This is a genomic window from Pseudarthrobacter sp. Hb11 (assembly GCF_059383655.1).
In genome coordinates this window covers 151,043-176,106 of the sequence record NZ_JBWZCM010000003.1, presented here as the reverse complement: position 1 = coordinate 176,106, position 25,064 = coordinate 151,043, and the positions used below count along the sequence as shown (strand labels likewise).

The following is a 25,064-nucleotide window of genomic DNA, read 5'->3' as shown; positions in this document are numbered from 1 at the left end:
CAATTTCCGGTGGGGGTTATGAAAAGAACGTGTTTCTCGCGTGAATTCGGCACAATTTTTCCAGCGCGATCTACGGCCGGGGAAGCACTGTGATCACGGTCATCATTCCGGCCCACAATGAGGCGGCCGGCATCGGCGATACTCTTCGCTCGCTGCAATCCCAGACAATTGTCCCGCACCGGGTGATTGTGGTGGCGGACAATTGCACAGACGCGACGGAAGAAATTTCGTTGTCCGCCGGGGCCGAGGTGGTGCGTACTGCCGGCAACACGGACAAGAAGGCTGGAGCCCTTAACTTTGTCCTCGCAGACCTCCTGCCCCGAGCTGCGCCGGAGGACATGATCCTGGTGCAGGACGCGGATTCACAGTTATCCCACGATTTCATTGAACGCTCGATCAGCCACTTGACCGCAGACTCACGGCTTGGTGCTGTTGGTGGAGTTTTCCGCGGCGGCGACGGCGGCGGGTTTGTGGGCCACCTGCAACGGAACGAGTATGCCCGCTACGCACGGGATGTGCGGCGGCTGAACGGCAAATGCCTGGTGGTCACCGGCACGGCAGCACTGTTCCGGGTGCGGACGCTCCGGGACGTGGTGGCGGCTAGGTTGGATGGCACCCTTCCGTCCGGCAACGGCCGCGGCGGCGTGTATGACACCTCGGTCCTGACGGAGGACAACGAACTCTCCTTCGCCTTGCTGACGCTGAAGTACAGAATCCGGTCGCCCGCTGACTGCTCCCTGGTCACCGAAGTCATGCCGACATGGCGCGAGCTGTGGGCACAGCGCCTGCGCTGGAAGCGGGGAGCGGTGGAAAACTGCGTCCAGTATGGCTGGACCCGGGTCACCAGGCCTTACTGGGGCAGGCAGGCAATTTCCGTCGTAGGCGTCGCCGTGACGCTGGCTTATTTGAGTACGGTCGCGTTTGCACTGGGCACGGGGGAAGGGCTGCACATGCAACCGTTTTGGCTCGCCGTGACCGGTGTCTTCGTGATCGAACGGGTGGTGACAGTGCGGCTGCGCGGCTGGAAGTACATGCTCGCAGCCGCCACCATGTACGAGCTCGTGATCGACCTGTTCCTTCAGTTGGTCCATGCGAAGGCGTACTTAGATGCAGCGTTCAACAAAAAGAAAGCTTGGTAGAAATATGTACAACAACCCAGCAGTTCCGGCCGCAGCGGGAGCAGGGTCGGGAACCCTCGCGATGACAGGCGCCGGCGATGTGTTCTGGCTTGCACTTGCCGCGTTTGCGCTCCTGGCACTGGGGCTCGCCATCAAGAGGATCCTCCCCGTACGCGGCGCAAAGTCCTAGCTCAGGTCACCACGCTGACCACGTTCGAACACCCGGCTGAGTCGCAGATCTTATAGGCTGTTGTGCTTCCTCCCTTGATGCTGTTGACGTAGCTGCCGGTGTTGGCGAGGATCCTCTGTTTGCCGTTGGTCCAAAGCGTGATGTTGCTTCCGGTGGCGCCGGTCCACTTCAGCGTGGTGGCACTGACGGATTTGGTCTTAGTTGTGGTCGCGCTCAGCTTGATGGTGGAGGCGGGTGCAGAGGGCGCCGAAGCGGAGGCGGGAACGAAGGAGAAGTCCCTGATGACCACGCTTTCCGGTTTTACATGGGCAGGATCTCCTCCGCCTCCGCCGGTGACCCACAGGTTGAAGTGGATCTGCTCTCTGGCGGGGACCGGAACCGTGGACCCTTCCAGGACTGTGTGCTTCAGCAGGGGACCTGCGAAACCTTCGCCGGCAAAGGTCTCGAACGTGATTCTGCCCGGCTGCCACACCATCCGGTGGGTGGTGATGGGATCGGCCGTAACGTCGAAAACGGTGGTGTTGTTGCCTTCGCCGGGAGGTTTGGTGGCATCAAACCAGTAGCCGTGGCCCTGCGTCACCGGCCAGGACTCACCGTAGCCGGCGCCTCCGCCCCAGGCCGAGGCCTCGCACAGGTCGATCTCGTTGTAACCGGGCTCGGCGAGCGGGTCGTAGGTGAACAGGCAGCCCCAGACCACTTCCTTCTGCAGGGCGGTCAGATTCTTTTCCACCGTGGTGCTGTAGGTGCCATAGCCGAAGCCTTGCCTGGTGGACTGGAACTCTGCCCCCACCGGCGCATCGCCGGTGGGGTTGGTCAGGTTCATGGTGATGTGGCCGTTGGTGTCCGGGTTGCTGACATTGGCAGCCGCGAAGGACTTGTTGTACTGCGGGGCGCCGCCCCAGAACCGTTTTTCCCAGTTGAACCCTTTCCAGGCGAAGCTTCCGGTGGGCCCTGGGTTCGCGTCAAGGGGTGTTGTGTCTGCGGCGTGGGCGGGCGGCAGGCAGGCGAGCATGGCCACGGCGGCTGCCGCCAGCAGTGCCGGCGGCTTGGTCCTGCGGCGGGGATGTAGGACAGAAAAGCGAAGACCAGCCATGCGGCAACCCCTTATCTCTTGCTCCCAGCGAGCAATGTTGTGCCCCCATTGAGCACAGCTTGATCTTCAGCCAGAAGGAAGTGCGAAGGCAATAGCTCGATGCGTTAAATTCCATTTGCGAATTAACTCAAGAAATACGCAATATTTGGCCAAGGCTCAAGAATGACGCAAACGATGCCAAAGAAATACGTGTGCTGTCTATTTCGTTGTTAGGCTCTTATCTGCCGATGCAGATTTAGGCAATCCAATTGCCTCACTTCTCCGAATGCTTCATGAATTGCTTGAGGAAAGCTGCCCGGCATAAGAGTGGCAGAGGGTATGGGGGTACATGGTGGAGCGCGGTGTTGCCGTTGTGGTCGAGGACGATGACGACATCCGGTCGACCCTGACGGATGTTCTGCAGCAGTCTGGTTTTGCCGTCCACTCAACGTCTTCGGGTCTCGAAGGCGTCGAGGCAGTCCGGGAACATAACCCGGACATCGTTACCATGGACGTCGGCCTTCCGGATTTTGACGGCATCGAGGCGTCGCGCCGGATTCGTACCTTCAGCGACGCCTACCTGATCATGGTCACCGGCAAGGTGGATGAGGCTGATGCGCTGATGGGGTTCGAAGCAGGCGCCGATGACTACCTCACTAAGCCCTTCCGCCCCAGGGAGCTGCGTGCACGGATTGCTGCCATGCTCCGGCGGCCCCGGACCCTGCTGGCGGCTCCCACCGAACGCAGGCCCCAGCATCCCATGGTGAGGGGACGACAATCACCGCTGCCGCCCTCCGCCGTCGGCCATTCCGCAAGAGAACCTGAGGCTCCGGAGGGCGATCCTGCAGCAGCACCGGACCCCTGCTGCGACTTTGCGCATCGCGGACTAACCCTGCACGAGGGCTCCCGGCAGGCCGCCATCGACGCCGTTCCAGTGGACCTGACGCGGACCCAGTTCGACCTCCTCCTTGTTCTGATGGAGAACGGGCGGACGGTCCTCACCAAAGCTGATCTTGTCCGGCGGCTCCGTAATGAGCCTTACAACACCGGTTCCTTTGTCAGCACTGGCGAGGAGCGCGCCGTGGAGGTGCACATGGGCAACCTGCGCAAGCGGCTGGGGGACAGCTCGCGAAATCCCCGGTGGGTGGAAACAGTGCGTGGCGTGGGCTACCGCATGACGCCGTAGCGGCTGGAAGCCGGCCGGAGCAACTGGAGTACCCTCGTTCAGGAGCCGGTCCTTCCGGCTCGTGAGGAGAATGCAGATGCCCTGGGAAGCCCTCGTCGGGATTTTGGCCGGGCTTGTGCTGGCGTACGCGGTGCTGCTCCTCCTGCTGTGGTGGTACGCCCGCCGCCATCCCGAGACCGTCACCATGAAGGACGCGCTGCGCCTGCTGCCGGACCTGCTCCGGCTGATCAGGAGGCTGGCCGCGGACCGGGCAGTCGCCGTCGGAGTCCGGGTGCGGCTGGTACTGCTGCTCGCCTACCTTCTCTCGCCTATTGACCTGGTGCCGGACTTCATTCCGGTGATCGGCTACGCGGACGACGCCGTCATCGTGGCGTTGGTGCTGCGGTCGGTGCTCAAGCGGGCCGGGCCGGGTGCTCTCGAAAGGCACTGGCCCGGAAGCCGGCCCGGACTGGACATCATCCTGAAAGCAGCGGCCCCGGTGCGCCGTCGGACGTAAATTTTTTGGCTTGATCCGCACCTTTCGCGCAGTGGGCTGTTAGCGTGGAGGCCCGGCCACTGAAGGAGGAGCAATGACCATCAATTCACCTGATTCACTGCCTGATGACGAGCTGCAGGAAGGCGCTGCTGCCAGCAAGGGCAAGGACGACGGCGGTGTTCCCGGCGGCAGCAATGGCGTGGGCATTGGCGCCGATGCGGAGCCCAACACCTTTGAACCCGAAGAGGACCCGGAGGCAACTGGCGGGCCGGAGACGGACTAAAGCCCGCCGGCTTGTTGGGCCGCCCGCACCACCGGGCTGTACGGCCCCCTCAAGGTTCAATCAAGATTCACGGCGATCGGCCTAAACCCGCTATTCGGCGGGTTACCAGCCGGTACATTTTAGGAGCTTCCAAGTTTCCCCCGATGCGGAAGCACAACGGAAGCCCCTGCGCTCGAGCTCGACTCGCGTGGGGGCTTCCAGTCATTTAAACCCTCTGTGCTGCTACGGATCAGAGCCGTCGCCACAAACGTGTGGGGCGACCCGGATCTGAGTACGTGCAGGCGCCGAGTGAAAGCGCCGCTGCGGCCAGTCCGCTCAAGAAGGGCATAAAGGACGTTTTCATAACGCCGCCAGATGAAATGTCGAGAAGCTGAAGGAGCGGGCCGCAGCTGCGCCGCCCCCGGCCAAGGGCTGCCCGGCGTAACAGTCCCAGCGCTTTAAGTCCAGGAGCGGTGCGTTGAGCGGTCGAGGGACCAGATCATTTACAAACGCGGAGCCGGGGGCAACAATGAGTCAAAATCATGGCCCTGCTGGGAGAGGCGGCGCCGGCTGTTGCAGCGGGCGGCCAATGGGAGGAGTTTTGATGACCATCCTGAAGGTAACCCCGGAAGCCGAAGCGTCCGGCCTGATTGCTGAAATTTACGACGCCGACCGGCGCTCGCTTGGGCATGTGCCAAGCCATACGAAAGCGATGAGCTTGAACCCCGAGGCCTACCTGGCCTGGGAGTCGCTCACCCAGGCCATCAGCACTTCCCTGGGGCTGCGTTGGTACGAACTGGTGACGCTGGCAGCCGCCCAAGCGATCGGATCGACCCACTGCAGGCTTGCTCACGGCAAAAAGACGCTCACAATCATCCCCGAAGAGCACCTGTGTGCCATCGCCATCGATTTCCACGACGCCGACCTGCCCGAGGCAGAAGTGGCCATGATGGACTACGCGGTCAAGCTCAGCACTGACGCCGCGGCCATGGACGATGGCGACGCCCAGCGGTTGCGCGATGTTGGTTTCAGCGACCGCGAGATCGCCGACATCACGATGGCTGCCGCTGCAAGGAACTTTTTCAGCAGGGCACTGCTGGCCCTGAACGTTGAGTTGGACGTTCCCGAAGGCATGAGCGAGCAGTTGAAAAAGGCGCTGCTTGCACCTCTGCCGCCGTATTCCGCGGCCCGGAGGACGTGAGTAGGGCCGGCGACGGCTGGGGGGCGGTGCCCGCGGTCTCAGACGGACACCATCGTCGCCGGCCCCAGCTTGTTCCCTGGCAAGGAGCCAGGGAAATCAATGGGCTGAGACCTCAGCAGCGGAACACTTGAGCCGCTGCTAGAAACACTAAGTGGCTTTAGCCATGTGAACACGAGTAGTCGGTACTCGTTAACGGCAAGGGCGCCACCTGCGAAAGAGCCGAAAAGGCGTGGCGCCAGGACAGAGGGGCCCGGAGAAATCAGAGAAGGGCGCCGCCCCGACAGGAGTGGCGCCCTTCCTATGAGGGAAAGTCAGTCCTTCTTGAAAGCGTCCTTGACTTTCTCGCCGGCCTGCTTGAGGTCTCCCTTGGCCTGATCCGTCTGGCCTTCGGCCCTCAGGCTTTCATCGCCGGTAGCTTCTCCGGCAGCTTCCTTGCCCTTGCCGCCCAGCTTCTCGGCCGCGTTACCGATCTTGTCGTCCAAACCCATGGTGTCTCTCCTTCGGTCGGAATCCGCCCGCATCAAGCGGACGGCTTACGCTTTCATCGTAACGCTGCCTCCCCGTGGATCCTTCGAATCCTAAAGAAACCCCTCACTCTGCGTTTTTTCATCGGCCACTCGCACCCCGTAGTGATAGGCGAGTTTGCCCCCGAGGTAGCCGGAGGCACCCACGATGGCATAGCCCACAGCGCTGAGAATAAAGGGGATGAGCACAAACTCCTGCTTATCGGTCCCCAGCCTCAGGAAGAAGCCGACGGCGAAGAGTGCCACGGCGGTGAGGTTCAGTGCCATGTGCGCCAGCGCTGTCCGGTGTGCAGGCGTGCCCCGGGTGAGCGTCATGAAATCCATCAGGCCGAAGACGGCGGCGGCGAGGGCGCCAAGAATGCCGATTCCCACCAGCCACTGCGCGCCGACCAGGAAAGGCGCGTCGCCGTTCCCAAGCAGCGCGACGACGTCGAAAATGAGACTCGCTGTCCAGGCACCGATGGGGATGGTCACCAGCGTCGGGTGCAGCGGGTGCCCGTAGGGTCCTGCCAGCGGTGTCTTGGGGTGTTTGGACCGTTGGTGCGCAGTGAGATTCTCCATGTCTGCTCCTTAGTTGTCGGGTGCGGTACTTGTTAGGGGCGGGGCGGGTTGTCGCGCAGAGCGAGTGCGGCCTGAACCAAGGCGGAGTGGGTCAGTGCCTGGGGATAGTTGCCAAGAAGCGCCCCGGAGGACGGGTCCATTTCCTCGCTGAAGAGGCCCAGCGGGGAGCCTTTTTGCAGCAGGGCTTCAAACAGGGCGGTGGCTTCCTGGTGCTGGCCGGTGAACGCCAAGGCCTGAACGAGCCAGAAGGAGCAGGGCAGGAATGCCCCCTCCGTTCCGGGCAGGCCGTCCTGCCCGGGCGGATAGCGGTAGAGGAGCGGGAAACCGGCGGACAGTTCCTCGCGGAGCGCATCAATTGTGCCCCTCAGGCGGGGTGAGCCGGGTTCTTCCAGGCCCGTGAGCGGCACGACCAGGAGGGCGGCGTCGAGGTCGTGGGAGCCGTAGGTTCGGGTGTACGAATTCCTGGCAAAGTCGTAGCCCTTGGTTCTCACCTGGTCCGCGATCTGGTTGCGCGCCGTTTCCCAGCGGAGCCGGCGGCGCTTGCTGAGGCGGTGGGTGGCCGAGATGCGCAGGGCGCGGTCCAGCGCAAGCCACGCCATGACCTTGGAGTGGACGTGCTGGGCTGCGTCGCCGCGAACTTCCCAGATGCCGGCGTCGGGTTGTGGCCATGTGGCCGCGACCAGGTCGGCGAACCCCCGCATGGCACGCCACGTCTCCGAGTTCAGCCTGCGGCCGCTTTCCACAAACGCCCAGGCTGCGTCCAGGACCCAGCCGTAGCCGTCGAGCTGGTGCTGGGTTGCAGCAAGGTTGCCCGTCCGCACCGGGCTGCTTCCTGCATAACCGGGCCAGGCGGGCAGGTTCCGCTCCTTGGGGACGTGTCCGCCGGCCAGGGTGAGAAGAGCGGGAAGATGCGGCCGCTGCAGCCGGCTGGCGTGCAGGAGCCAGCCCAGGAAGTCTTCCGCTTCCTGCGCCTTGCCCGCATGCAGGAAGGCGCCGACGCCGATGCTTGCGTCGCGCGGCCAGGCGTACCGGTAGTCCCAGTTGCGGATGCCTCCGGGATCCTCCGGCAAGGAAGTGGTGGGCGCAGCCACTGGGGCGCCCGAAGGGGAGTAGGTCAGCAGCCGGAGCGTGAGCAGGCTCCGCACCACCTCGTCGCGGTACGGAAGGGAGCCGTCGATTTCCTCGGCCCAGACCTGCCAACGGGACTCATCCCTCTCCACAAGATCCCAAGCTGCTGCAGGGTCGATGTGGATCAGCGGTTCACCGTAGGCCAAAGCCAGGACAAGCATGAGGGGTTTGCCGGGAACGACGTCGAAGCGTAGTGATTGCCCGGGCTCGAGATCGAGGCGGGGGCTCGTTCCCAGTGACATGGCGATGGGACCCCAGTCGCAGATGAGGTCCCGGTTGCGGCGTACACGGGGACGGCGGTGCAGCTCCCCAACCCTCGGATCGAAAAGTACAGTCACGGTGACCGGCGAACCTTCTGCAGCCAGGCGCCTGACCAGGACGGTTGTGGGCAGCAGCCCCCCGGCCACTTCTGCGACCATGGCCTCGCTAAGAATGAGCCGGCCGTCTCCTTGCGCCCATACCGTTTCCAGGGTTGCGGTCTCCGGACAGTACCGTCGGGACATAAGGGGAGCGGGCTCGGCGGGCCCGGCGAGGAACCTGCCCGCCTCCGGTCCTCCCAGCAAGGCACCAAAGACAGGATCGCCGTCGAACGCGGGAGCGCAAAGCCAGTCCACTGACCCCTCGGCGGAGACGAGCGCGGCGGTCCGGGTGTCACCAAGCAGCCCGTAGTCAGCGATGGGCGTGAAGTTTTCCTGAACCCGGAACGGGGTGGGCTGTTCACGATGCTGGGCCGGATCCAGGTGACGCAGGCTCATCGTGCCCCCAGAAGCAGACCAAGCACCGCGCCGTAGATCACGTGGGCGATCACGGCAACGGCCGGCGTCTGGATGCCGTAGTTCAGGCCCAGCAGGCCCGGTGGTTCCAGCACCGCCGTCGTGGACGGCCCCGCCCTGGTGGAGGCCATGCGCGGATGGATTCCAGGGAGCAGTGGCAGGATGACCGTCAGTGCAATGGCGACGTGGAGGAGTCCCAGCAGGGCTCCGATCCACCACGTCGCCTGCCCCAGGAGCGCGAAGACCGCGGCGTAACCAAGTGCGAAGCCCTGCCCCGCGGCGAGGTGGATGAAGAAGCCCGCCACCCGGGCCTTGTCAGGATCAGGCGTTACCAAGGTCCCCAGCACCAGCGGGAGGTCCAGCCGGGTCAGGCCTGCCATCTGCGCGGCGATCATCACCGCTGTCAGCACGGAGGTTGCCACCAGCCCGAACAAGGCCCAGCCCTGCCAATCCATCTCAAGTCACTTGCCCAGAGGTTGAGCGCACAATCGCGCGCAACCCTGCCCAGTGTTCCTCACACCGCATCACGGACCCCTTCTAAAAGTAGGTGTAATAACTTTAGAAGGGCCTCAAGGTTTAAACAAGGGATGTGATTTTAGAACAAGGGGGACAGGCAGCCGCGGCCGTGGCCACAGTAGGAGCCGCGCTCAGGCCGGTAGCAGTCCCCGCTCCTGCAGGTCCTGCCACAACTCAGCCGGAACGTGGGCGGACATGCGCTTGGCGCTTTCGCTGATTTGCTCCGGCTTGCTGGCTCCGACCGTGACGTTGACGACGGCGGGGTGGCGGAAGGGGAACTGGATGGCGGCGGTGGGAAGCTCCACGCCGTGTTCTTTGCAGATGCTGGCCAGCTGGCGGGCGCGTTCCAGGATCTCTTCGGGAGCCTGGGAGTAGTTGTAATGCGCATCGGCGGGCAGCTCGGGTTTGGCGAGGATGCCCGAGTTGTAGACGCCGACGCTCACCACCCCGGTGCCCAGCTCCACGCAGCGGTCCAGCAGTCCTTCGCCCGGGCGGCCGTCCGAGCCGGGCTGTTCCAGCATGGTGAACCGGCCGGCCAGCATGAGGAAATCCAGGTCGGCCGCCTCGACGCATTCCAGCGCGGCGCCGGCGGTGTTGGTGCCGACGCCGATGGCCCGGACCAGGCCCTCCGCCCGCACCTTCTCCAGGGCAGGCAGCGCAGACTTGACGGCATCTTCCATGCTGTAGACATCAGGGTCGTGGAGATAGGCGATGTCGATATAGTCGAGGCCCAGCCGTTCCAATGACTGTTCGATGCTTCGCCGTACGCCTGCTTCGGAGGGGTCCCATTCACGCCGCAGGTCCGCGGGCACGTCAAAGCCGTCCGGGTCCTTGGTGTCCTTGGTCGCTGGGGACGGCACGAGGACCCGGCCCACCTTTGTGGAGAGGACGAATTCTTTCCGCGGTTTGGTGCCGAGGACTTCGCCGATCCGCCGCTCAGACAGGCCCAGCCCGTAGTGGGGTGCCGTATCGAAGTAGCGGATGCCGGCGTCCCAGGCTGCTTCCACCGTTGCCGCCGCTTGCTCATCCGAGATTGCGCGGTACAGGTTGCCGACCCCTGTGCCGCCAAAGCCCAGGAGGCCAAAATGCTCCCGAGACTGCCCGTTGTCCTGGTCCACAACACTGTCCTTTCGGTTCCGCTGGCTCGTGCTTGCTCACGCTGGCAGGAGCCTAGGTGCGGGAGCTGGGGGTGTCAACGACCAGCCGCCCATGTACATGGGACACGGCATTTGCGCGGGCACCACAGAGCGCCAAGGGTTGCGCTATTCAGGGATGGCTGTAATTTTGCCGGGATAAAGCAGTCGGTGAGATTGTGGCGGGAAACGGCTCCTTTGCAGGCACTCCCCCCAACTGATTTCAAGGGCCGATAACAGTGATGCTGTAAAGCTGGAACAGCCCGGCTTTTGATGTCGGGCTTCAAGACAGGGAGAGGACTTACTCCAACTTCCCATCTCGGCAGGAGCGGGCTCATGAGCCAGGTGGTCGTGTTTAGTCGACGATGCCAGCGATCTGCTTCAATGCATGCACATGCGCGTCGAAGGCGTTCCGCCCAGCAGGTGTGAGCGTCACCCACGTCAGACGGCGAGCGTCCGTGCGTGCCGCCGATGCGGCCTTGTTTAGGCTGAGGTATTGGGCCTCAGCCAGGATCTTCAGGTGCTTTGAAAGCGTTGCGTCCGAGACGTTGAGCGTGTCGCGCAACACGGCGAAGTCCATCTGCCCCACCGGCCGCAGCACTCCGCAGATCCGTAACCGTGCCGGCGCGTGGATAACGTCATCGAACCGGGCCTCAATCACGGCGCAGCCGATCCAGTGCGGAGCGGTAGGCAATTCCCGCGAGCCAAGTGACCAGACCGAAGGCGGACACGCTGGTCAGCAACACGGCCCAGCGGGCGTCAAAGGACACTAAACCAAGTGAGATTGAGAAAAGCGTCAGGCAGACCAGGAGAATAGCGGTCGATGCCATTACGGCGCGTGCGCCCATTTTGCGGAATTGAATTCCGGTTTCGTGGCGGATCAGGTGAAGGATCACAAGAACTGCTACCAGGGCCAACCATCCGGAAGTCGGGGGTTCGTAGTTTTCCCCAGGGCTGGCCGTCGCGGCCCCTGCCACCCACCAAGCCGCCACGCCCCCGAGTGCGGCGAGCAAAGTTTTGGGAACTTGCACGCCGTCCGCCAGGGCCTGTCGGTCGGAAGCTAGTTCGCGGAGGCTTGCGGCGGCATCGTCCGCTGATGGGTGCACCTCAAAGTCTCTTTCCATACCGGAAAGAATACCGAATGACTTTCCCAGTCGGCAAGTGATGTGGGAGGGGCTTGCCCCTGCTGTCCCGTTTGCGCCCGATCCTTCGGCAGGTAAAGAGCGTGCTTGGGGCACCTCCCGGGCCAAGATAAAGAGCTGATAGCGTACCCGCCGTCAATCTGCCTCGGTGGGGCAAGCGCGTGCTGGTGATCAAGCGGCCGGAATGGAGGCGACTTCATTTCGTTCATGGCCGGGGTCAATTCAGGTTCTCCACGGCTGGAAATTTGGAGCCGTTGGGGTAGCTCCCTGGCAGCAGTAGCGGTGGATAACCTATGAGAATTATCCCCGGCTGTGGACGGGCGGACCGAACTTCACGTTCGAACGCGGATCAGTTCCGGTTGTACGTCGGACCAATGCAAGGAGCCCTGTGTCAGCTTGGAGTTGCCGCTGTGAAAGGCTGCAGTTATGGACAACTCATCTCGGCAACATGACCTCGTTCTCTACGGAGCGACGGGTTTCGTTGGCCGACTGATCGCCGCCTACGTCGCGGAGCATGCACCGGCCGGCATGCGAGTCGGACTCGCAGGCCGGTCCAAGTCCAGACTCGAAGCGGTTCGGTCGCAGTTGCCAGTCGCGGCGCACGGATGGGCCCTCATCGAAGCCGACTCGAAGGACACGGACTCAGTCGCCGCACTAGCCGCGAGCACACGCGTGCTCTTCACAACCGTCGGTCCATACGCGAAACACGGACTAGCCGTCGTCGACGCCTGTGCACGGGCTGGTACCCACTACGCCGACCTCGCCGGTGAGGTGTCCTTCCTACGGGAGGCGATCGACCGCTACGACGCTCTGGCCAAGACGAGCGGAGCCAAGATCGTGCACTCCTGCGGCTACGACTCCGTGCCGTCCGACCTCGCCGTACTGCTGCTTCATCAGGCGGCAGAAGCCGATGACGCTGGCGGTTTGGTCGAGGTCCAACTCGTTGCTACGGCCAAGGCTGGCATCAGCGGCGGCACGCTCGAATCGATGCGCGGGCAGTTCGACGTGATGCGATCGAGCCCCGCCCTGAGGTCATTGGCCGCAGACCCCTACGCTCTGAGCCCCGACCGCACACGGGAACCGACGACACAACAGCCTCCTGACGCCGGTCCTGTGCGCCGTTCCGTTGACGGCACCTGGACCGCGCCATTCATCATGGCCCCGGTCAACACCCGGATAGTGCGCCGCAGCAACGCATTGCAGGGCTGGGCCTACGGCCGCTCCCTTCAGTACGGCGAGGTGATGGGGGTGGCCCCCGGACCGGCAGGAGCAGTCATCGCCAGGGCGACGGCACTCGGGCTCCGGGCATTCATAGGCGCGATGGCGTTCCCGCCCACCCGGCGAGTGCTCGACCGCCGTCTGCCGGCACCAGGTGCGGGTCCGAGCACCAGCACGCAGCGCGCGGGCTGGTTCCACTCCCAGGTAACCGCCCGAACCGAGGACGGACACCGTTATCAGGCGATTGCTGCCGGCCCCGGTGATCCCGGCTATGCCGCAACCGCCGTAATGGCAGGCGAGACTGCACTCGCTCTTGCCCTCGACGGTGACCGGCTGCCGACCGTGAAAGGGTCGCTGACACCGGCCACTGCACTCGGCAACGTGCTCCTACAGCGACTCCGTGCGGCCGGCCACACTTATGAGGTAACCAAACTCGCCTGAACCCATGTTTCTTGCGCAGGTGGGCGCCCACTTCCGGCGGGGCAAGCCGATCGTTGGAGCATTGCAGAATCAGGCAGCTGGAGCGCATCTTTTTCAGTTCAGGGCGGGTGTCGGACAAGATAGTTACCTCGGCGAAGTGCCGTGCGATGGACGTATTTGTCCGGCAAAGCTGACGAGCAGGTCCTCCGTCCCTCAGTCTGCTCGGACCGCCTGTCGACATAACGGCCCTCCAGCTACAGTTTCCGCTTGGCCGGAGGATTACTGGTCTGTCTTTACAATGAACACGTCGCACGGCGCATTGTGCGCCACGCTGCTCGCGACGCTGCCCAGCACACGGCCGAAGCCCTTCATACCGACGTTTCCCACAACCAACAGCCGGGCTCCGGAACGCGCTGCTTCCTCGACCAAGGCCTCCTGCGGCTTGCCGCGAACAACGCCGGGGCGGATGCTCAGATCGGGATGTTCCTCGCGCAGTTCAGCTGCAACCCGTTCGGCCACTTTTTGCGCTTTTTTAGCGTCGTCAAGTATCCAGGTGTCGTTCCCGATCTTGATGGCCTCGGCGCTTTCCTTGACAAAAGCGCTGAGTACGGCGAGTTCTGCGTTGAAAGCCTCCGCAATGAGTGCCGCCTGGGAAGCCGCTTTGAACGCACTGTTGCTGCCGTCCACCCCGACCATCACGATATTTGACATGGTATTCCCTCCCGGGACGCGCCAATTAGGAGCCTCTTGACACTGCCGACCGGCCAGTATGAACTAGGTCAACTGGAACTAAATCTACAACTAGTTTTCGTATAAAGCGTTTGCATCTTTGCGGAAACGTGCATTGTCTGTATTGATACCGCCGTCAACCTCGTCGTCGACGGGTCACGGCGGCGATCGATCAGTGCCAGAGTGAGGGGGTCGAGGTGGCTACGGCGCCGAAGGAACCCGCCCTTCCCCGTATCGGCAGGAGCAGGCCATGATCGCCCTTCACACCGCGATAGCCATCGTCGTCATCATCCTGCTTATCATCAAGGTGAAGGTCGACCCGGTGATCTCGCTGATCATCGGCTCGCTCTACCTCGGCCTCGCTACCGGCGTTGGTTTCACGGCCACGATTGGGGCGATCGCCACTGGTTTCGGCGAAATCATGGGCGAGGTAGGCCTGCTCATCGGTTTCGGTGTGCTCATCGGGGCGATGCTCCATGCGATCGGCGCCTTTGGGAAAATGGTGACGATGCTTGTCAACGGTGTCGGCGCACGCAGGCTCCCATACGCGTTGACCGCGGCGATGTCAACAATTTTCCCCTCGATATACGTGGACGTGCAGGTCGTGCTGGCCTCTCCGGTGGCGCGCTCCACCGGCCCCCTGATCGGCCGGACCGGTTTGCCGCACATGGCCGGTGCGCTCGGGACCGGTATTTTCGCCGGCTACGTTTTCGTGATCCCGGGACTGGCCGCGGTCTCCATCGCGGGCTTGATGGACATCCCGTTAGGCCTTTGGCTGATCTACGGCCTCGTACTCGGGCCGTTGACCGCGATCGCGACAACCTTGATCTTCCGTTGGCTCCTGCGCGGCCGATATTGGAAAGCGGACAGGGATGAAGAAGTCGACGAGGCGATGGTCGAACTGGAGACCACTGAACTGGTCGAGAAGGACACCAGGACTCCTCCGCTGTTCGTCTGCATGCTGCCTATTCTCGTGCCGCTGGTGATGATCGCCTTTGGCGCGTTCGCGGACCTGTTCGGTTTCTCCAACGACTTCATTGCCTTCCTCGGTAACGCTAACTTCGCGCTGTTCGTCGGTCTGCTCGGTGCCTACGTGCTTTGCCGGCGCACTCTTGGCGCGAAGGGTACCGACACGGCCATGAGCGAAGGTTTCCACACCACCGGTGAGATCCTGCTCATCACCGGCATCGGCGGATCGTTGGGCGCGGTCATCGGGGAGACCGGGCTTGACACGATCCTGGCCGGCCTCTTCACCGCGGACGCAACGGCGCCGGTCATTCTCAGCATCCTGCTCGCATGGGTCATCGCCGCGGTGCTGCACCTGGCCATCGGGTCCGTGTCGGTGGCGGCCATCGCGGCCGCCGGGATCATCGGCCCGGTGCTCGGGTCGATCGATGTCCCGCCGATCGTCATCGGCCTGGCCATCGCTTCGGGTGCCATGTTCGCTCTTCAGGTCAACAGCAACTTCTTCTGGATGTTCAAGTCACTGCTCGGACTGTCCACTCAAGGGACGTTCAAGACGCTCACGATGGTCACTTCGATCGCCTCGGTGGTCTCGCTGCCGATGGTTATGGCAGTGGCCCTCATCGCATAGGACGGGGGTGCGTGATTCCCAAATGAGAACACCGCCCTTTAGGTGAGTCCTCGTTCAGTCCGGACGAAAAGTGTCCCGTGCCGGTGTCCTGGTCAGGGCAGCCGGGTGAAGGTCACGTTGGTTCTTCCATGAGTCGGGCGAGGATGTCGTTCATGGCGAGCAGCCCGACGAGCTGGTTGCCTTCCACCACGACGAGCCGGCTGGGGTGATAGCGGCATCATAGTGCCCCGATTCCCCAAAGTGAAAACCGGCATGGGACAATAGCAAGGATGACTTCCCCCACTCCTTCCTCTGAAACCGCCCGCGCCCGCCAACCGGGCGGTGCGTCGGCCGATAGCACCCGCCCGCAGGTCCTCCCGACTGCCGAGGGCTGGGAGCAGGCGCGTACTGTCGAGGGCCGTCCGCTGCTCCAGTTCGCGTCCCCGCGGGTCAAGCAGCCGCCGACGCACCTGGCCGACCTGACCCTGGCCGAGCGTGCCGAGAAGCTGAAGGAGCTTGGCGTCCCTGCCTTCCGGGCCAAGCAGCTCTCCACGCATTACTTCCAGCACTGGACCACTGACCCGGAAGCCATGAGCGATTTGCCAAAGGCCGGACGCGAAGAGCTTGTCTCCCAAATGTTCCCGCCGCTGCTCACTGAGGTCCGCCGCCTCCGGACTGACAAGGGGGACACCATCAAGTTCCTCTGGCGGCTCTTCGACGGCGCGCTGGTGGAGTCCGTGCTCATGCGCTACCCCGGCCGCATCACCCTCTGCGTCTCCTCGCAGGCCGGCTGCGGGATGAACTGCCCCTTCTGCGCCACCGGCCAGGCCGGGCTGACCCGCAACATGTCCACCGCGGAGATCGTTGACCAAGTAGTTGCTGCGAACCGCGCCATCGCGGCCGGCGAGCTGGGCGAGAACGAGCACGACGGCGAGCGGGTCACCAACATCGTCTTTATGGGCATGGGCGAGCCGCTGGCCAACTACAAGCGGGTGATGGCCGCCCTCCACCGCTTTGTGGACCCCTCGCCAGAGGGCCTGGGCATGTCTGCCCGGAACATTACGGTCTCCACGGTGGGCCTGGTCCCTGCCATCCGCAAGCTTGCGGAGGAGGACCTGCCGGTCACCTTTGCGCTGTCCCTGCACGCTCCCGACGACGAGCTCCGCGACGAGCTGATCCCGGTCAACAACCGGTGGAAGGTGGACGAGGCGCTCGACGCGGCCTACAACTACTACCGCAAGACGGGCCGCCGGGTCAGCATCGAGTACGCGCTGATCAAGGACATGAACGACCATCCTTGGCGTGCAGACTTGCTGGCCAAGAAGCTGAACCAGCGCGGCCGCGGCTGGGTGCACGTGAACCCGATCCCGCTCAACCCGACGCCGGGCTCCATTTGGACCGCCTCGGAAAAGCCGGTGGCGCAGGAGTTCATCGAGCGGCTCCGCGCCGCCGGGGTGCCTTGCACCCTGCGCGACACGCGCGGCAAGGAGATCGACGGGGCCTGCGGGCAGCTGGCTGCCGCCGACTAACGAGCGCGGCTGCCGGCTGCGCGGATCGTACGACGGCGGCGGCATCCTTTAGTGCGGATGAGCACTTGGCGCGCTCCGGCCAATGCCTCCATGGCGGGCTGCTCCTCGCGTACCCGATTTTCGACGTGCACCCGCCTCCCCTGCGCCGTTGGCATGCCCGTTTTCGGCAGACAGAGGGACATGTACCGCCAGGGGCGGATTGCAGGGAAATAGCTCCGTGAGGTTAACCCGGGAAAAGTTCAAGGTTTTTATAACTCGAATTGCCTATGTTGGCCGTACCCCCAGCAAACAGTTCGGAGTGGTCATGAATTTTCTGCACGCCGCCGCCCTCAAGAAACCATTAGACCGCCGCCAGTTTGGCAAGATGACTGGCGGAGCGCCGGTCACCACGATGGAGGCCTTCTCATGAGCCCGCTGAACATGTACATCAACGATGGGTTCCTTCCCATGGTGGACGGATCGCTGGTTTACCACCGGGGGTTCGGCGACAGGGCTACCCGGACAACGGACGCGAATCCCGCACTGAAGATGAACCCGCACGTCTTTACGGCCGCCGGTGCGGTCAAAGCCAGCCGCTACTACCCCCTCAATGCCCCTCTGCCTCCTTTCGGACGGCCGCAGCCCTTGCGGGAGGACCCGCAGTTCGAGCGCCAGTTTCTGCCCCGGCGCGCCCACTGGGCCAGCTACTTCCCGCAGCGGACGCTCATTGCCGAAACCGGCAGTACCGTCAGCATCCTGCTCCACAACAACTTGTCCCAACCACACGAACTGCGCTTTCACGGTGCCCGTGCGGCGGCCACTGCCGGTGGGCCCAGGGGAGACGTCAGCAGCGGAATCGTCAACCCGGGGCAAAGAAAAGAAGTGAAATTCGTGGCCCCCGCGCCCGGCACGTACTTGTTCTCAGACCCCGGAAACGAGCCAGTCGAAAGAACCTTGGGCCTGTACGGTGCCTTGGTTGTCATTGATCCTCGATATGCGTGGCGCCTTAGCCCTACTGGCGCGGAGTTCGAGCGGCAGTGGTTGTGGCTGTGCCACGATGTGGAACCGAACTGGGCGCGCATTGCCTCCAAGGGTCAAGCTGTCAATCCTGCCACCACCCCTGCCGTGCCACGGTACTTTACGCTCAACGACTACTCCGGCTTCCAGGCGCTTGCCCTCACTACCGACGAGGTGTTCAACGAGCACCGGGAGGAGGACACGCTCCCCTCGGGCTTCCCCAGGGAAACAGATGTGCGGAACTTCAGCGCGTCTCCGCAGCCTGGTGCAGTCCGCACGGGGCAGCTCGTGAGAATGGTCAACGCCGGCATAGTAGATCACCAGCTGCACTACCACGGGAACCATGTGTGGACGGTGCGGGCCAACGGCCTGGACTTCCCCCGTACCGGTGGCAGGGTCAGCCCTGAAGGCGACGTCATCCTTCAGCAGTGGGAGGACACAGTCCAGCTGCAGCCGCTTGAAACCAAGGAAGCAATGCTGCCGGTCCGGCGTCCGCCTGAAGTCATTGACGAAGTGTGGGATGCCAGGACCGAGGACTGGAAGTACCCCATGCACTGCCACGCCGAACCGTCACAGACAGCCGCAGGTGGCCTTTACCCCGGTGGCCTAATGTCCGACTGGGTGCTGGCCGCAAAACCTATCCCGGAGCCCGGACTGCCGGAAACGGTGGAGGACGAGGCGCACCACACGTTCCGGAGCCAGGTGGACTTCGCTTCGGACCAGCCGCATGAGGGCAGCCCTGAAACCGAATTCCTCCTCCGCCCAAACGTTTCGGTCGAAATGGATTTCTTCAGCAGGGAACTCGACTTTCCCGACGGCTCTGAGCACGAGGTGTGGAGCTTTGAGAACGACAAGTCAGGACGGCAGCTGCCGGGGCCGGTTGTGCGGGTTATGGAAGGGCAGATTTTCCACGCCACCATCAAGCCCAGCAAAAAGGTCCACACCATCCATTGGCACGGACTGGAACCGGATCCCCGAAACGACGGCGTGGGCCACACGTCCTTCGAAGTGTCGGGACATTACACATACCAGTGGCGGCCGGACGCCGCAGAACCGGGCAACCCGAACCGCGGCGCGGCGGGAACGTACTTCTACCACTGCCACGTCAACACACCCCTCCATGTGCAAATGGGCATGTTTGGAGCGGTGATCGTGGACCCCGCCGCAAACCCGGCAAAACCGGTTAACCCGGGAACCCGCCGTCACTCGTTCAACGGTCCCCTCTATGACATCGCCACGGAAACGCTGATCGCCCCGTATTCAGTGGATCCGCGATGGCATGAATTGAACCACGCAGCGGGCCTGTCAGGTGAGGACGCGGGCCTTAACCGCTTCCAGCCCCGGCACTTCTTCCTGCTCGGCGGCGTCATACCGGCCCGGCCCCGGGGCGACCGGGTCTGGGCCGTCTCTGCAATGAAGGCGAACGTGGTGGCCGGCAAAAAGGCTCCTACCTTGGTGCGGATGGTGAACGTGGACTACTTCCCCACCCGCACGCGGTTCCTCGATGCCGCCGGAAAGGCGGTGGCCATCGCCGAACTGGTGGGGCACGATGGCCGTCCGTTTTGGAACACCCCCAGCCCCACAGGGCCGGCCGTTCCGCCGTCCTCGGCAGGGCAGCCATTGATGACCAGCATCATCAAGTCCGGGGCGGCGGAGAAGTTCGATTTCCTGCTGCGTCCTCCTACCGCTGGGAAGTACACCATCGCCATCGATTTCCTGCACTGGATCACCGGCCAGGTTCTCGCGACCCGCACTGTGGCCGTTACCGCGGCATGAACACTGCCGAGGGTGCTCCGTCTCTCCGACTTCTGGTCGCGAATCAGCAGCTGCCCATTAGTTGAGACGGCTCCGGGCCGGCCGCAAGATGCAGCCGGCCCGGAGCCCGTCACTCAGTACGAGGAGATCAGCGCAGGTCGAACCGGTCCAGCTCCATGACCTTGACCCAGGCTGCCACGAAGTCGTTGACGAACTTCTCCCGGCCGTCGTCGCTCGCGTAGACCTCGGCGATGGCCCGGAGCTGGGAGTTGGAACCGAAGACCAGGTCCACCGGTGTGGCGGTCCACTTCAGCTCGCCGGTGGTGACGTCCGTGATCTCGTAGACGTTCTCCTCCGCCTCCGATACCTTCCACTTGGTGCCCGGGGACAGCAGGTTGACGAAGAAGTCGTTCGTGAGGACTCCAGGCTTGTCGGTGAGGACCCCGTGGGCCGAGCCGCCCACGTTGGTCCCGAGCGCGCGCATGCCGCCAACGAGCGCTGTCATCTCCGGTGCGGAAAGGTCCAGCAGGTACGCCTTGTCCAGCAGGAGGGTCTCCGGCTGGAGCTTCCCGCCGGGGCGAACGTAGTTGCGGAACCCGTCAGCCCGCGGCTGCAGGTACTGGAACTGCTCGACGTCGGTTTGTTCCTGGGCGGCATCGGTGCGTCCCGGGCGGAACGGCACGGTAACGGGGAACCCGGCGTCGTCCGCGGCTTTCTCCACAGAGGCGCAGCCGCCGAGGACGATCAGGTCGGCCAGCGAAACCTTCTTGCCGTTGGCCTGCGCGGAGTTGAACTGCTGCTGCACGCGCTCAATCGCCTGCAACGCCGTGGACAGCTGCTCAGGTTCGTTGACCTCCCAGCCGCGCTGTGGTTCCAGCCGGATCCGTGCACCATTGGCGCCGCCGCGCCTGTCGGTCTTGCGGTAGGTGGACGCGGAGGCCCATGCGGTGGTTGCGAGCTGCGCGACCGACAGCCCCGAGTCCAAAAGCGATGCCTTCAGCGAGGCAATGTCCTGCTCACTGATCAGCTCGTGGTCCACAGCCGGAACCGGATCCTGCCAAAGCTGGGCCTCCGGCACCCACGGCCCCAGCATGTGCGGACCGACAGGTCCCATGTCACGGTGCAGCAGCTTGTACCAGGCCTTCGCGAAGGCGAGCTGGAACTGGTCCGGGTTCTCCAGGAACCGACGCCCAATTTCCTCGTAGACGGGGTCGAAGCGCAGTGACAGGTCGGTCGTCAGCATCGTGGGCCGGTGCTTCTTCTCCGGGTCGTGCGCGTCCGGGATAATCGCCGGAGCGTCCTTGGCCACCCACTGGTGGGCGCCGGCGGGGCTCTTGACCAGCTCCCACTCGTACTCGAACAGGATCTCCAGGAAGCGGTTGCTCCACTGGGTGGGCTTGTCCGTCCAGGTGACCTCGAGGCCGGAGGTGATCGTGTCCGCCCCCTTACCGCTGCCGTAGGTGCTCAGCCAGCCCAGGCCCTGCGCCTCGAGGTCCTCGCCTTCCGGTTCGGGACCGACGTGGGCGTCCGCGTCACCGGCGCCATGGGTCTTGCCGAACGTGTGGCCCCCGGCGATCAAGGCGAAGGTCTCTTCGTCGTTCATAGCCATCCGCTTGAAGGTTTCACGGATAAAGGAGGCTGCCAGTTTGGGATCCGGATTGCCCATGGGCCCCTCGGGATTGACGTAGATCAGACCCATTTCCGTGGAGCCGACCTCCTCGGACATCTGGCCTTCGCCAATGTAGCGTTCGTCGCCGAGCCACGTGTCCTCCGGTCCCCAGAAAATCTCCTCAGGTTCCCACACGTCCTCGCGGCCAAAAGCGAAGCCGAACGTCTTGAAGCCCATGGATTCGAGGGAGACGTTGCCTGCGAGGACCAGCAGGTCTGCCCAGGACAGCTTCTGGCCGTACTTCTGCTTCACCGGCCACAGCAGGCGCCGGGCCTTGTCCAGGTTGGCGTTGTCCGGCCAGCTGTTCAGCGGTGCGAACCGCTGGCTGCCGTCCCCTGCCCCGCCGCGGCCATCGTGCACACGGTAGGTGCCGGCCGCGTGCCAGCTGAGCCGGATCATCAGGCCGCCGTAGTGGCCGAAGTCCGCGGGCCACCAATCCTGGGAGGTGGTGAGGACCTCGATGATGTCCTGCTTGAGCGCCTCGACGTCGAGCTTCTGGAACTCGTCGGAGTAGCTGAAGGTGGAGCCGAGCGGGTTGCCCGCGGGGTTGTGGGAGTGGAGCACGGAGAGGTCCAGCTGGTTGGGCCACCAGTCGGCGACGGTCCGCGGCCGGTGCCCCTTGGGCTGTGGCGAGTCGATCGCCGGGTTCTCACTCTCGCTGCCGTGCGAGGTCACGCTGCCGTGGGCCACCGGGCATCCGCCCTCAACCTTCTGGTCCAGGCCTTGGGCGCTTCCGGGGGTGGGAACCGGGGGATGTTCCTGGGGATCGGTCATGTGCTTCCTTCCATGTGGCCGAGGCCGTGGTCGGACTCGGGCGGCCGGTTCAACCCTCCTATGTAACCATGAGCGGGAGCCCGTGGAGACACTCCTCTTGGTTGCCGAGGCGAAACGAAAGCGGACGAAGGAGGGGGGTGCCGCCGTCGCCCGCTTGGCCCTTGGTGCCACTCAAGGTGGCCCACCCATGTTGCTCAGTCAGCTCGCCGTCACGCTTTCCCGCGCAACGGCGGGCTCTGCAGATTCGGTGCCGGCCTTGTGCGCCTCAAGGTCATCAAGCGACTTGCCCCTGGTGTCGGGGGACAGGAGGGTGGCCAGCGCCGCGACGGCACAGATGCCGAACGTGGTCAGACCGATGACCATGGGGACGTTGGTGGATCCCGGGGGAGCGACCGCGGTGAACATGCTCGGGAAGAAGGACGCGATCATCAGGCCCAGGTTCTGCGACACGGCGAACCCGGTGACGCGGATCCGCATGGGGAACTGCTCCTGGAAGAATGTGGCGAAGGTGGCGTTCCACATCTGGAAGAAGATGCCCTGGACGATCACGATGCAGACGAAGACCAGGGCCAGGCTGCCCTGCTCGATGGCCCACAGGTATCCGCCGGCCAGTACGCCGCCGCCGAGGCCGCCGGCGACCATCAGCATCCGCCGGCCGATCTTGTCGGACAGTGCGCCGAACAGCGGGATGGTCACCACTGCGGCCACGTTGGCAATGAGGGTCACCCAGAGGAATTCGCTGCTGGTGAAGCCGTTGCCGTAGCCCTCCTGGGTGGCGTAGGAGACACCGAAGATGAGCGTTGCCATGCCGATTACGTTGGTGAACGTCATGATGACGCAGCGGACCAGGACCCAGGGATGGCTGCGGACGAGGTCAACGAGGGGGAATCGGGGCTTCGCCTTGCCCGTTTCAGTCTGCGCCAGGTATGCCGGCGGCTCCTGCACGCGGCGGCGGATGATGTAGCCGGCCAGGATAACGAAGGCGCTGAGCAGGAATGGGATGCGCCAGCCCCAGGACTGGAACTGGTCCGCGGGGAGGATAGCTGCGAGGGGAAGCAGCACGGCGGTGGCAAGGATGGAGCCCACCTGCGTCCCCTGAAGGCTGAAGCTTGCGAAGAATCCGCGCTTAGCGTCGGGGGAGTGCTCCACGATCATCGCGCTGGCTCCGCCCAGTTCACCGGCGACGGCGAAGCCCTGGATCAGGCGGAGGATCACCAAAAGGATCGGTGCCAGGGCACCTACCTGTCCGTACGTGGGCAGGAGGCCGACGGCGAAAGTCGCGAAGCCCATCAGCAGCATGGCAAAGACGAGCACCTGCTTGCGCCCGTGCCGGTCGCCGTATGCGCCCAGGACGATGGCGCCAATGGGACGGGAAACGTAACCCACTGCGTACGTCGCGAGCGAGGCGATGATGGCCACGGTCTTGTTCTCGGACGGGAAGAAGATTGCGGGGAAGATAAGCGTTGCGGCCAGCGAGTAGAGCGCGAAATCGTAGTACTCAAGGGCGCTTCCGATCCAGCCGCTCATGGCGGCCTTCTTCGGGTCCCGCCGGCCCGCGCTCGCGTCGGGGATGGGGCTGCTTTCACCGGGGATGGTGCTCATTCGATGAATTCCTTCGTCGTCATTGGCAAGGAACCGGATCTCTTCTGTTCCGGATGGTCAAGGTGATCTTGACGGTCCCAAGGCGGGAAAGCCCTCGCCCTTGAATCGATTCATTAATCTTAGGGCCGTGACGCCGGTTACGTCAATGTGGGACTGCGGGGAGGTCCGAACTACAGTTTTCACCCGTGTGGGACCCGGGATGAGGGCCGAGATCGCCGATCGCCATGCTTTGAGAGTGGTTCTAAGGGAACCCCGCAGCTGGGTCGTGTTGTTAGTTCGCCCCTGGTTTCCCACCAGGCTGCGGCTTCGGAGGGCGGGAGCGGCCGGGAGCCGAGGGTTAGGGTTCTTGGGGTACCGGGCCACTGCTCTCGCGGACAACCAGCTCCGTGGCGAGTTCGACGCTGCGGGGGTGGGGGTCGGTGCCGCGCGCAATATCGAGAACCATTCGGACAGCCGTTTCTGCCATCTCCGTGAGTGGCTGGTGGATGGTAGTGAGGGACGGGGCGACCAAGGCTGCGAGGGGGAGGTCGTCGTATCCGACGATGGACAGGCTGCGGGGGACTTCTAAATTGTTTTCGCGTGCGGCACGTAGCACCCCGAGCGCCTGCATGTCCGAGCCGGCGAAGATGGCCGTTGGCCTTTCAGTGCGCGTAAGGAGGGCAGTGCCGTGCTCAAACCCGCCCGCCACCGAGAAGTCGCTCCACCGGATGGCGTCCTCGAGCAGTGGAACGCCGGCTTCCGCATGCGCTGCCCGGTAGCCATCCACGCGGGCGCGCGAGCACAACACGTCTTCCGGTCCGGAGATAATGGCGATCCGGCGGTGACCCAGGGACAGTAGATGGCGCGTGGCCGAAAGGCCGCCGTACCAGTTGTTGGATCCGACAGCGGGAACATTGCTGGGAGGTTCACCGTCTGTATCGAGGACAACGTAACGGATGCCTCGAGTATCGAATTGGCGTCGCTGTTCGGGTGTCAGGGCTGAAAGAACCAGGATCACGCCGAGCGGGCGCCGGGCGAGGACTTCCTCCATCCAGCGTGGCTGCGGACTGCGCTGTCCGCCCAGGTCCGACAGCACCACTCCGAGCCCGATCCGCCGGGCGGCGTTCTCCACGCCGCGAATGATCTCGATGGACCATGCGGAGTCAAGTTCGTGGAACACCAACTCCACCAGCGGCGCGGAAGGAGTTCCGGTCTGGCTTACGTGGCGCTGGTAGTTGTGTTCCTGAAGCGCCTTTTCAATCTTCAGCCTTGTTGCCGGTGCGACATCCGAGCGTCCGTTGAGCACCTTGGAGACGGAGGGGGCGGAGACACCGATTTTTGCAGCGATTTCGGTGATCGTCGGCCGACCATTGGCTGCGCCCCTCCTTCGGGATCCTTCGGGTGACATGCGTTGAGTCCTCGTCCTCATTTTCGAAACGCCTGAGGAAACCGTAGCAGGGTTCGGGCTCCACCGAGGCGGCGGCCTTGGCCTCAAATGGACCGGGGTCGAATAAAAACCTTGACATGGTTAGCGCTAAC

Annotated in this window: 22 protein-coding genes; 10 read left to right on the top strand and 12 right to left on the bottom strand. The window is 63.8% G+C overall.

Annotation, left to right across the window (positions count from 1 at the left end):
• Positions 1–89: 89 nt before the first annotated feature.
• Positions 90–1,139 carry a glycosyltransferase family 2 protein gene (locus AC50X7_RS07400; protein ID WP_494978409.1) on the top strand — a complete coding sequence of 350 codons (1,050 nt, stop codon included), beginning with the start codon at positions 90–92 and terminating at the stop codon, positions 1,137–1,139.
• 4 nt (positions 1,140–1,143) lie between these two features.
• Complete coding sequence (locus AC50X7_RS07395) at positions 1,144–1,308, top strand: hypothetical protein (RefSeq protein ID WP_494978408.1); 165 nt, start codon at positions 1,144–1,146, stop codon at positions 1,306–1,308.
• 1 nt (position 1,309) lies between these two features.
• Here the strand turns inward: AC50X7_RS07395 and AC50X7_RS07390 are convergent, their stop codons facing one another.
• Positions 1,310–2,401: a LamG domain-containing protein gene (locus AC50X7_RS07390; protein WP_494978407.1), complete on the bottom strand. Its 1,092-nt coding sequence runs from the start codon at positions 2,399–2,401 to the stop codon at positions 1,310–1,312.
• Positions 2,402–2,729: 328 nt separating this feature from the next.
• Between AC50X7_RS07390 and AC50X7_RS07385 the strand changes: the two genes are divergently transcribed.
• The 4 genes from AC50X7_RS07385 to AC50X7_RS07370 all read left to right on the top strand — a co-directional run bounded on the left by AC50X7_RS07385 (position 2,730) and on the right by AC50X7_RS07370 (position 5,504).
• Entirely contained in the window at positions 2,730–3,566 is an 837-nt protein-coding gene (locus tag AC50X7_RS07385; protein ID WP_494978406.1) for a response regulator transcription factor, read from the top strand.
• A gap of 76 nt (positions 3,567–3,642) precedes the next feature.
• On the top strand, positions 3,643–4,062 hold the full coding sequence (locus tag AC50X7_RS07380) for a YkvA family protein (protein WP_494978405.1): 420 nt from the start codon (positions 3,643–3,645) through the stop codon (positions 4,060–4,062).
• 73 nt (positions 4,063–4,135) lie between these two features.
• Positions 4,136–4,324, top strand: a complete 189-nt coding sequence (locus tag AC50X7_RS07375) for a hypothetical protein (protein WP_494978404.1) — start codon at positions 4,136–4,138, stop codon at positions 4,322–4,324.
• Positions 4,325–4,907: 583 nt separating this feature from the next.
• On the top strand, positions 4,908–5,504 hold the full coding sequence (locus tag AC50X7_RS07370) for a carboxymuconolactone decarboxylase family protein (protein ID WP_494978403.1): 597 nt from the start codon (positions 4,908–4,910) through the stop codon (positions 5,502–5,504).
• A 311-nt stretch (positions 5,505–5,815) separates the two neighbouring features.
• On the opposite strand, the gene AC50X7_RS07365 is transcribed toward AC50X7_RS07370, so the two are convergent.
• The 7 genes from AC50X7_RS07365 to AC50X7_RS07335 all read right to left on the bottom strand — a co-directional run bounded on the left by AC50X7_RS07365 (position 5,816) and on the right by AC50X7_RS07335 (position 11,035).
• Positions 5,816–5,992, bottom strand: a complete 177-nt coding sequence (locus AC50X7_RS07365; RefSeq protein ID WP_494978402.1) for a CsbD family protein — start codon at positions 5,990–5,992, stop codon at positions 5,816–5,818.
• 90 nt (positions 5,993–6,082) lie between these two features.
• A complete protein-coding gene (locus AC50X7_RS07360; protein WP_494978401.1) occupies positions 6,083–6,589 on the bottom strand; it encodes a DUF2231 domain-containing protein in 507 nt (168 codons plus the stop codon).
• A gap of 32 nt (positions 6,590–6,621) precedes the next feature.
• Positions 6,622–8,472, bottom strand: coding sequence for a glycoside hydrolase family 15 protein (locus AC50X7_RS07355; protein ID WP_494978400.1), 1,851 nt, complete (start codon positions 8,470–8,472; stop codon positions 6,622–6,624).
• The gene (locus AC50X7_RS07350; RefSeq protein WP_494978399.1) at positions 8,469–8,945 is read right to left on the bottom strand and encodes a hypothetical protein; all 477 of its coding nucleotides are present in this window, start codon (positions 8,943–8,945) and stop codon (positions 8,469–8,471) included. Before AC50X7_RS07350 ends, AC50X7_RS07355 begins: the two co-directional genes overlap by 4 nt.
• Before the next feature lie 192 nt (positions 8,946–9,137).
• Positions 9,138–10,124, bottom strand: a complete 987-nt coding sequence (locus AC50X7_RS07345) for an aldo/keto reductase (protein ID WP_494978398.1) — start codon at positions 10,122–10,124, stop codon at positions 9,138–9,140.
• Between the two features lie 370 nt (positions 10,125–10,494).
• Entirely contained in the window at positions 10,495–10,800 is a 306-nt protein-coding gene (locus AC50X7_RS07340) for a transcriptional regulator (protein WP_494978397.1), read from the bottom strand.
• A complete protein-coding gene (locus AC50X7_RS07335) occupies positions 10,793–11,035 on the bottom strand; it encodes a hypothetical protein (protein ID WP_494978396.1) in 243 nt (80 codons plus the stop codon). The genes AC50X7_RS07340 and AC50X7_RS07335 overlap by 8 nt, the downstream gene beginning before the upstream one ends.
• Positions 11,036–11,707: 672 nt before the next feature.
• Between AC50X7_RS07335 and AC50X7_RS07330 the strand changes: the two genes are divergently transcribed.
• Entirely contained in the window at positions 11,708–12,940 is a 1,233-nt protein-coding gene (locus tag AC50X7_RS07330) for a saccharopine dehydrogenase family protein (protein WP_494978395.1), read from the top strand.
• Positions 12,941–13,198: 258 nt separating this feature from the next.
• Here the strand turns inward: AC50X7_RS07330 and AC50X7_RS07325 are convergent, their stop codons facing one another.
• Positions 13,199–13,630 carry a universal stress protein gene (locus AC50X7_RS07325; protein ID WP_494978394.1) on the bottom strand — a complete coding sequence of 144 codons (432 nt, stop codon included), beginning with the start codon at positions 13,628–13,630 and terminating at the stop codon, positions 13,199–13,201.
• A 268-nt stretch (positions 13,631–13,898) separates the two neighbouring features.
• Between AC50X7_RS07325 and AC50X7_RS07320 the strand changes: the two genes are divergently transcribed.
• From AC50X7_RS07320 to AC50X7_RS07310, 3 genes are all read left to right on the top strand, one after another.
• The gene (locus AC50X7_RS07320; RefSeq protein WP_494978393.1) at positions 13,899–15,242 is read left to right on the top strand and encodes a GntP family permease; all 1,344 of its coding nucleotides are present in this window, start codon (positions 13,899–13,901) and stop codon (positions 15,240–15,242) included.
• 269 nt (positions 15,243–15,511) lie between these two features.
• Positions 15,512–16,750, top strand: a complete 1,239-nt coding sequence (rlmN, locus tag AC50X7_RS07315; protein WP_494978392.1) for a dual-specificity RNA methyltransferase RlmN — start codon at positions 15,512–15,514, stop codon at positions 16,748–16,750.
• A 405-nt stretch (positions 16,751–17,155) separates the two neighbouring features.
• On the top strand, positions 17,156–19,522 hold the full coding sequence (locus tag AC50X7_RS07310; RefSeq protein WP_494978391.1) for a multicopper oxidase domain-containing protein: 2,367 nt from the start codon (positions 17,156–17,158) through the stop codon (positions 19,520–19,522).
• A gap of 127 nt (positions 19,523–19,649) precedes the next feature.
• On the opposite strand, the gene katG is transcribed toward AC50X7_RS07310, so the two are convergent.
• The 3 genes from katG to AC50X7_RS07295 all read right to left on the bottom strand — a co-directional run bounded on the left by katG (position 19,650) and on the right by AC50X7_RS07295 (position 24,933).
• Positions 19,650–21,944 carry a catalase/peroxidase HPI gene (katG, locus tag AC50X7_RS07305; protein ID WP_494978390.1) on the bottom strand — a complete coding sequence of 765 codons (2,295 nt, stop codon included), beginning with the start codon at positions 21,942–21,944 and terminating at the stop codon, positions 19,650–19,652.
• Positions 21,945–22,142: 198 nt separating this feature from the next.
• On the bottom strand, positions 22,143–23,546 hold the full coding sequence (locus tag AC50X7_RS07300) for an MFS transporter (protein ID WP_494978389.1): 1,404 nt from the start codon (positions 23,544–23,546) through the stop codon (positions 22,143–22,145).
• A 337-nt stretch (positions 23,547–23,883) separates the two neighbouring features.
• On the bottom strand, positions 23,884–24,933 hold the full coding sequence (locus AC50X7_RS07295) for a LacI family DNA-binding transcriptional regulator (protein ID WP_494978388.1): 1,050 nt from the start codon (positions 24,931–24,933) through the stop codon (positions 23,884–23,886).
• Positions 24,934–25,064: the final 131 nt, after the last annotated feature.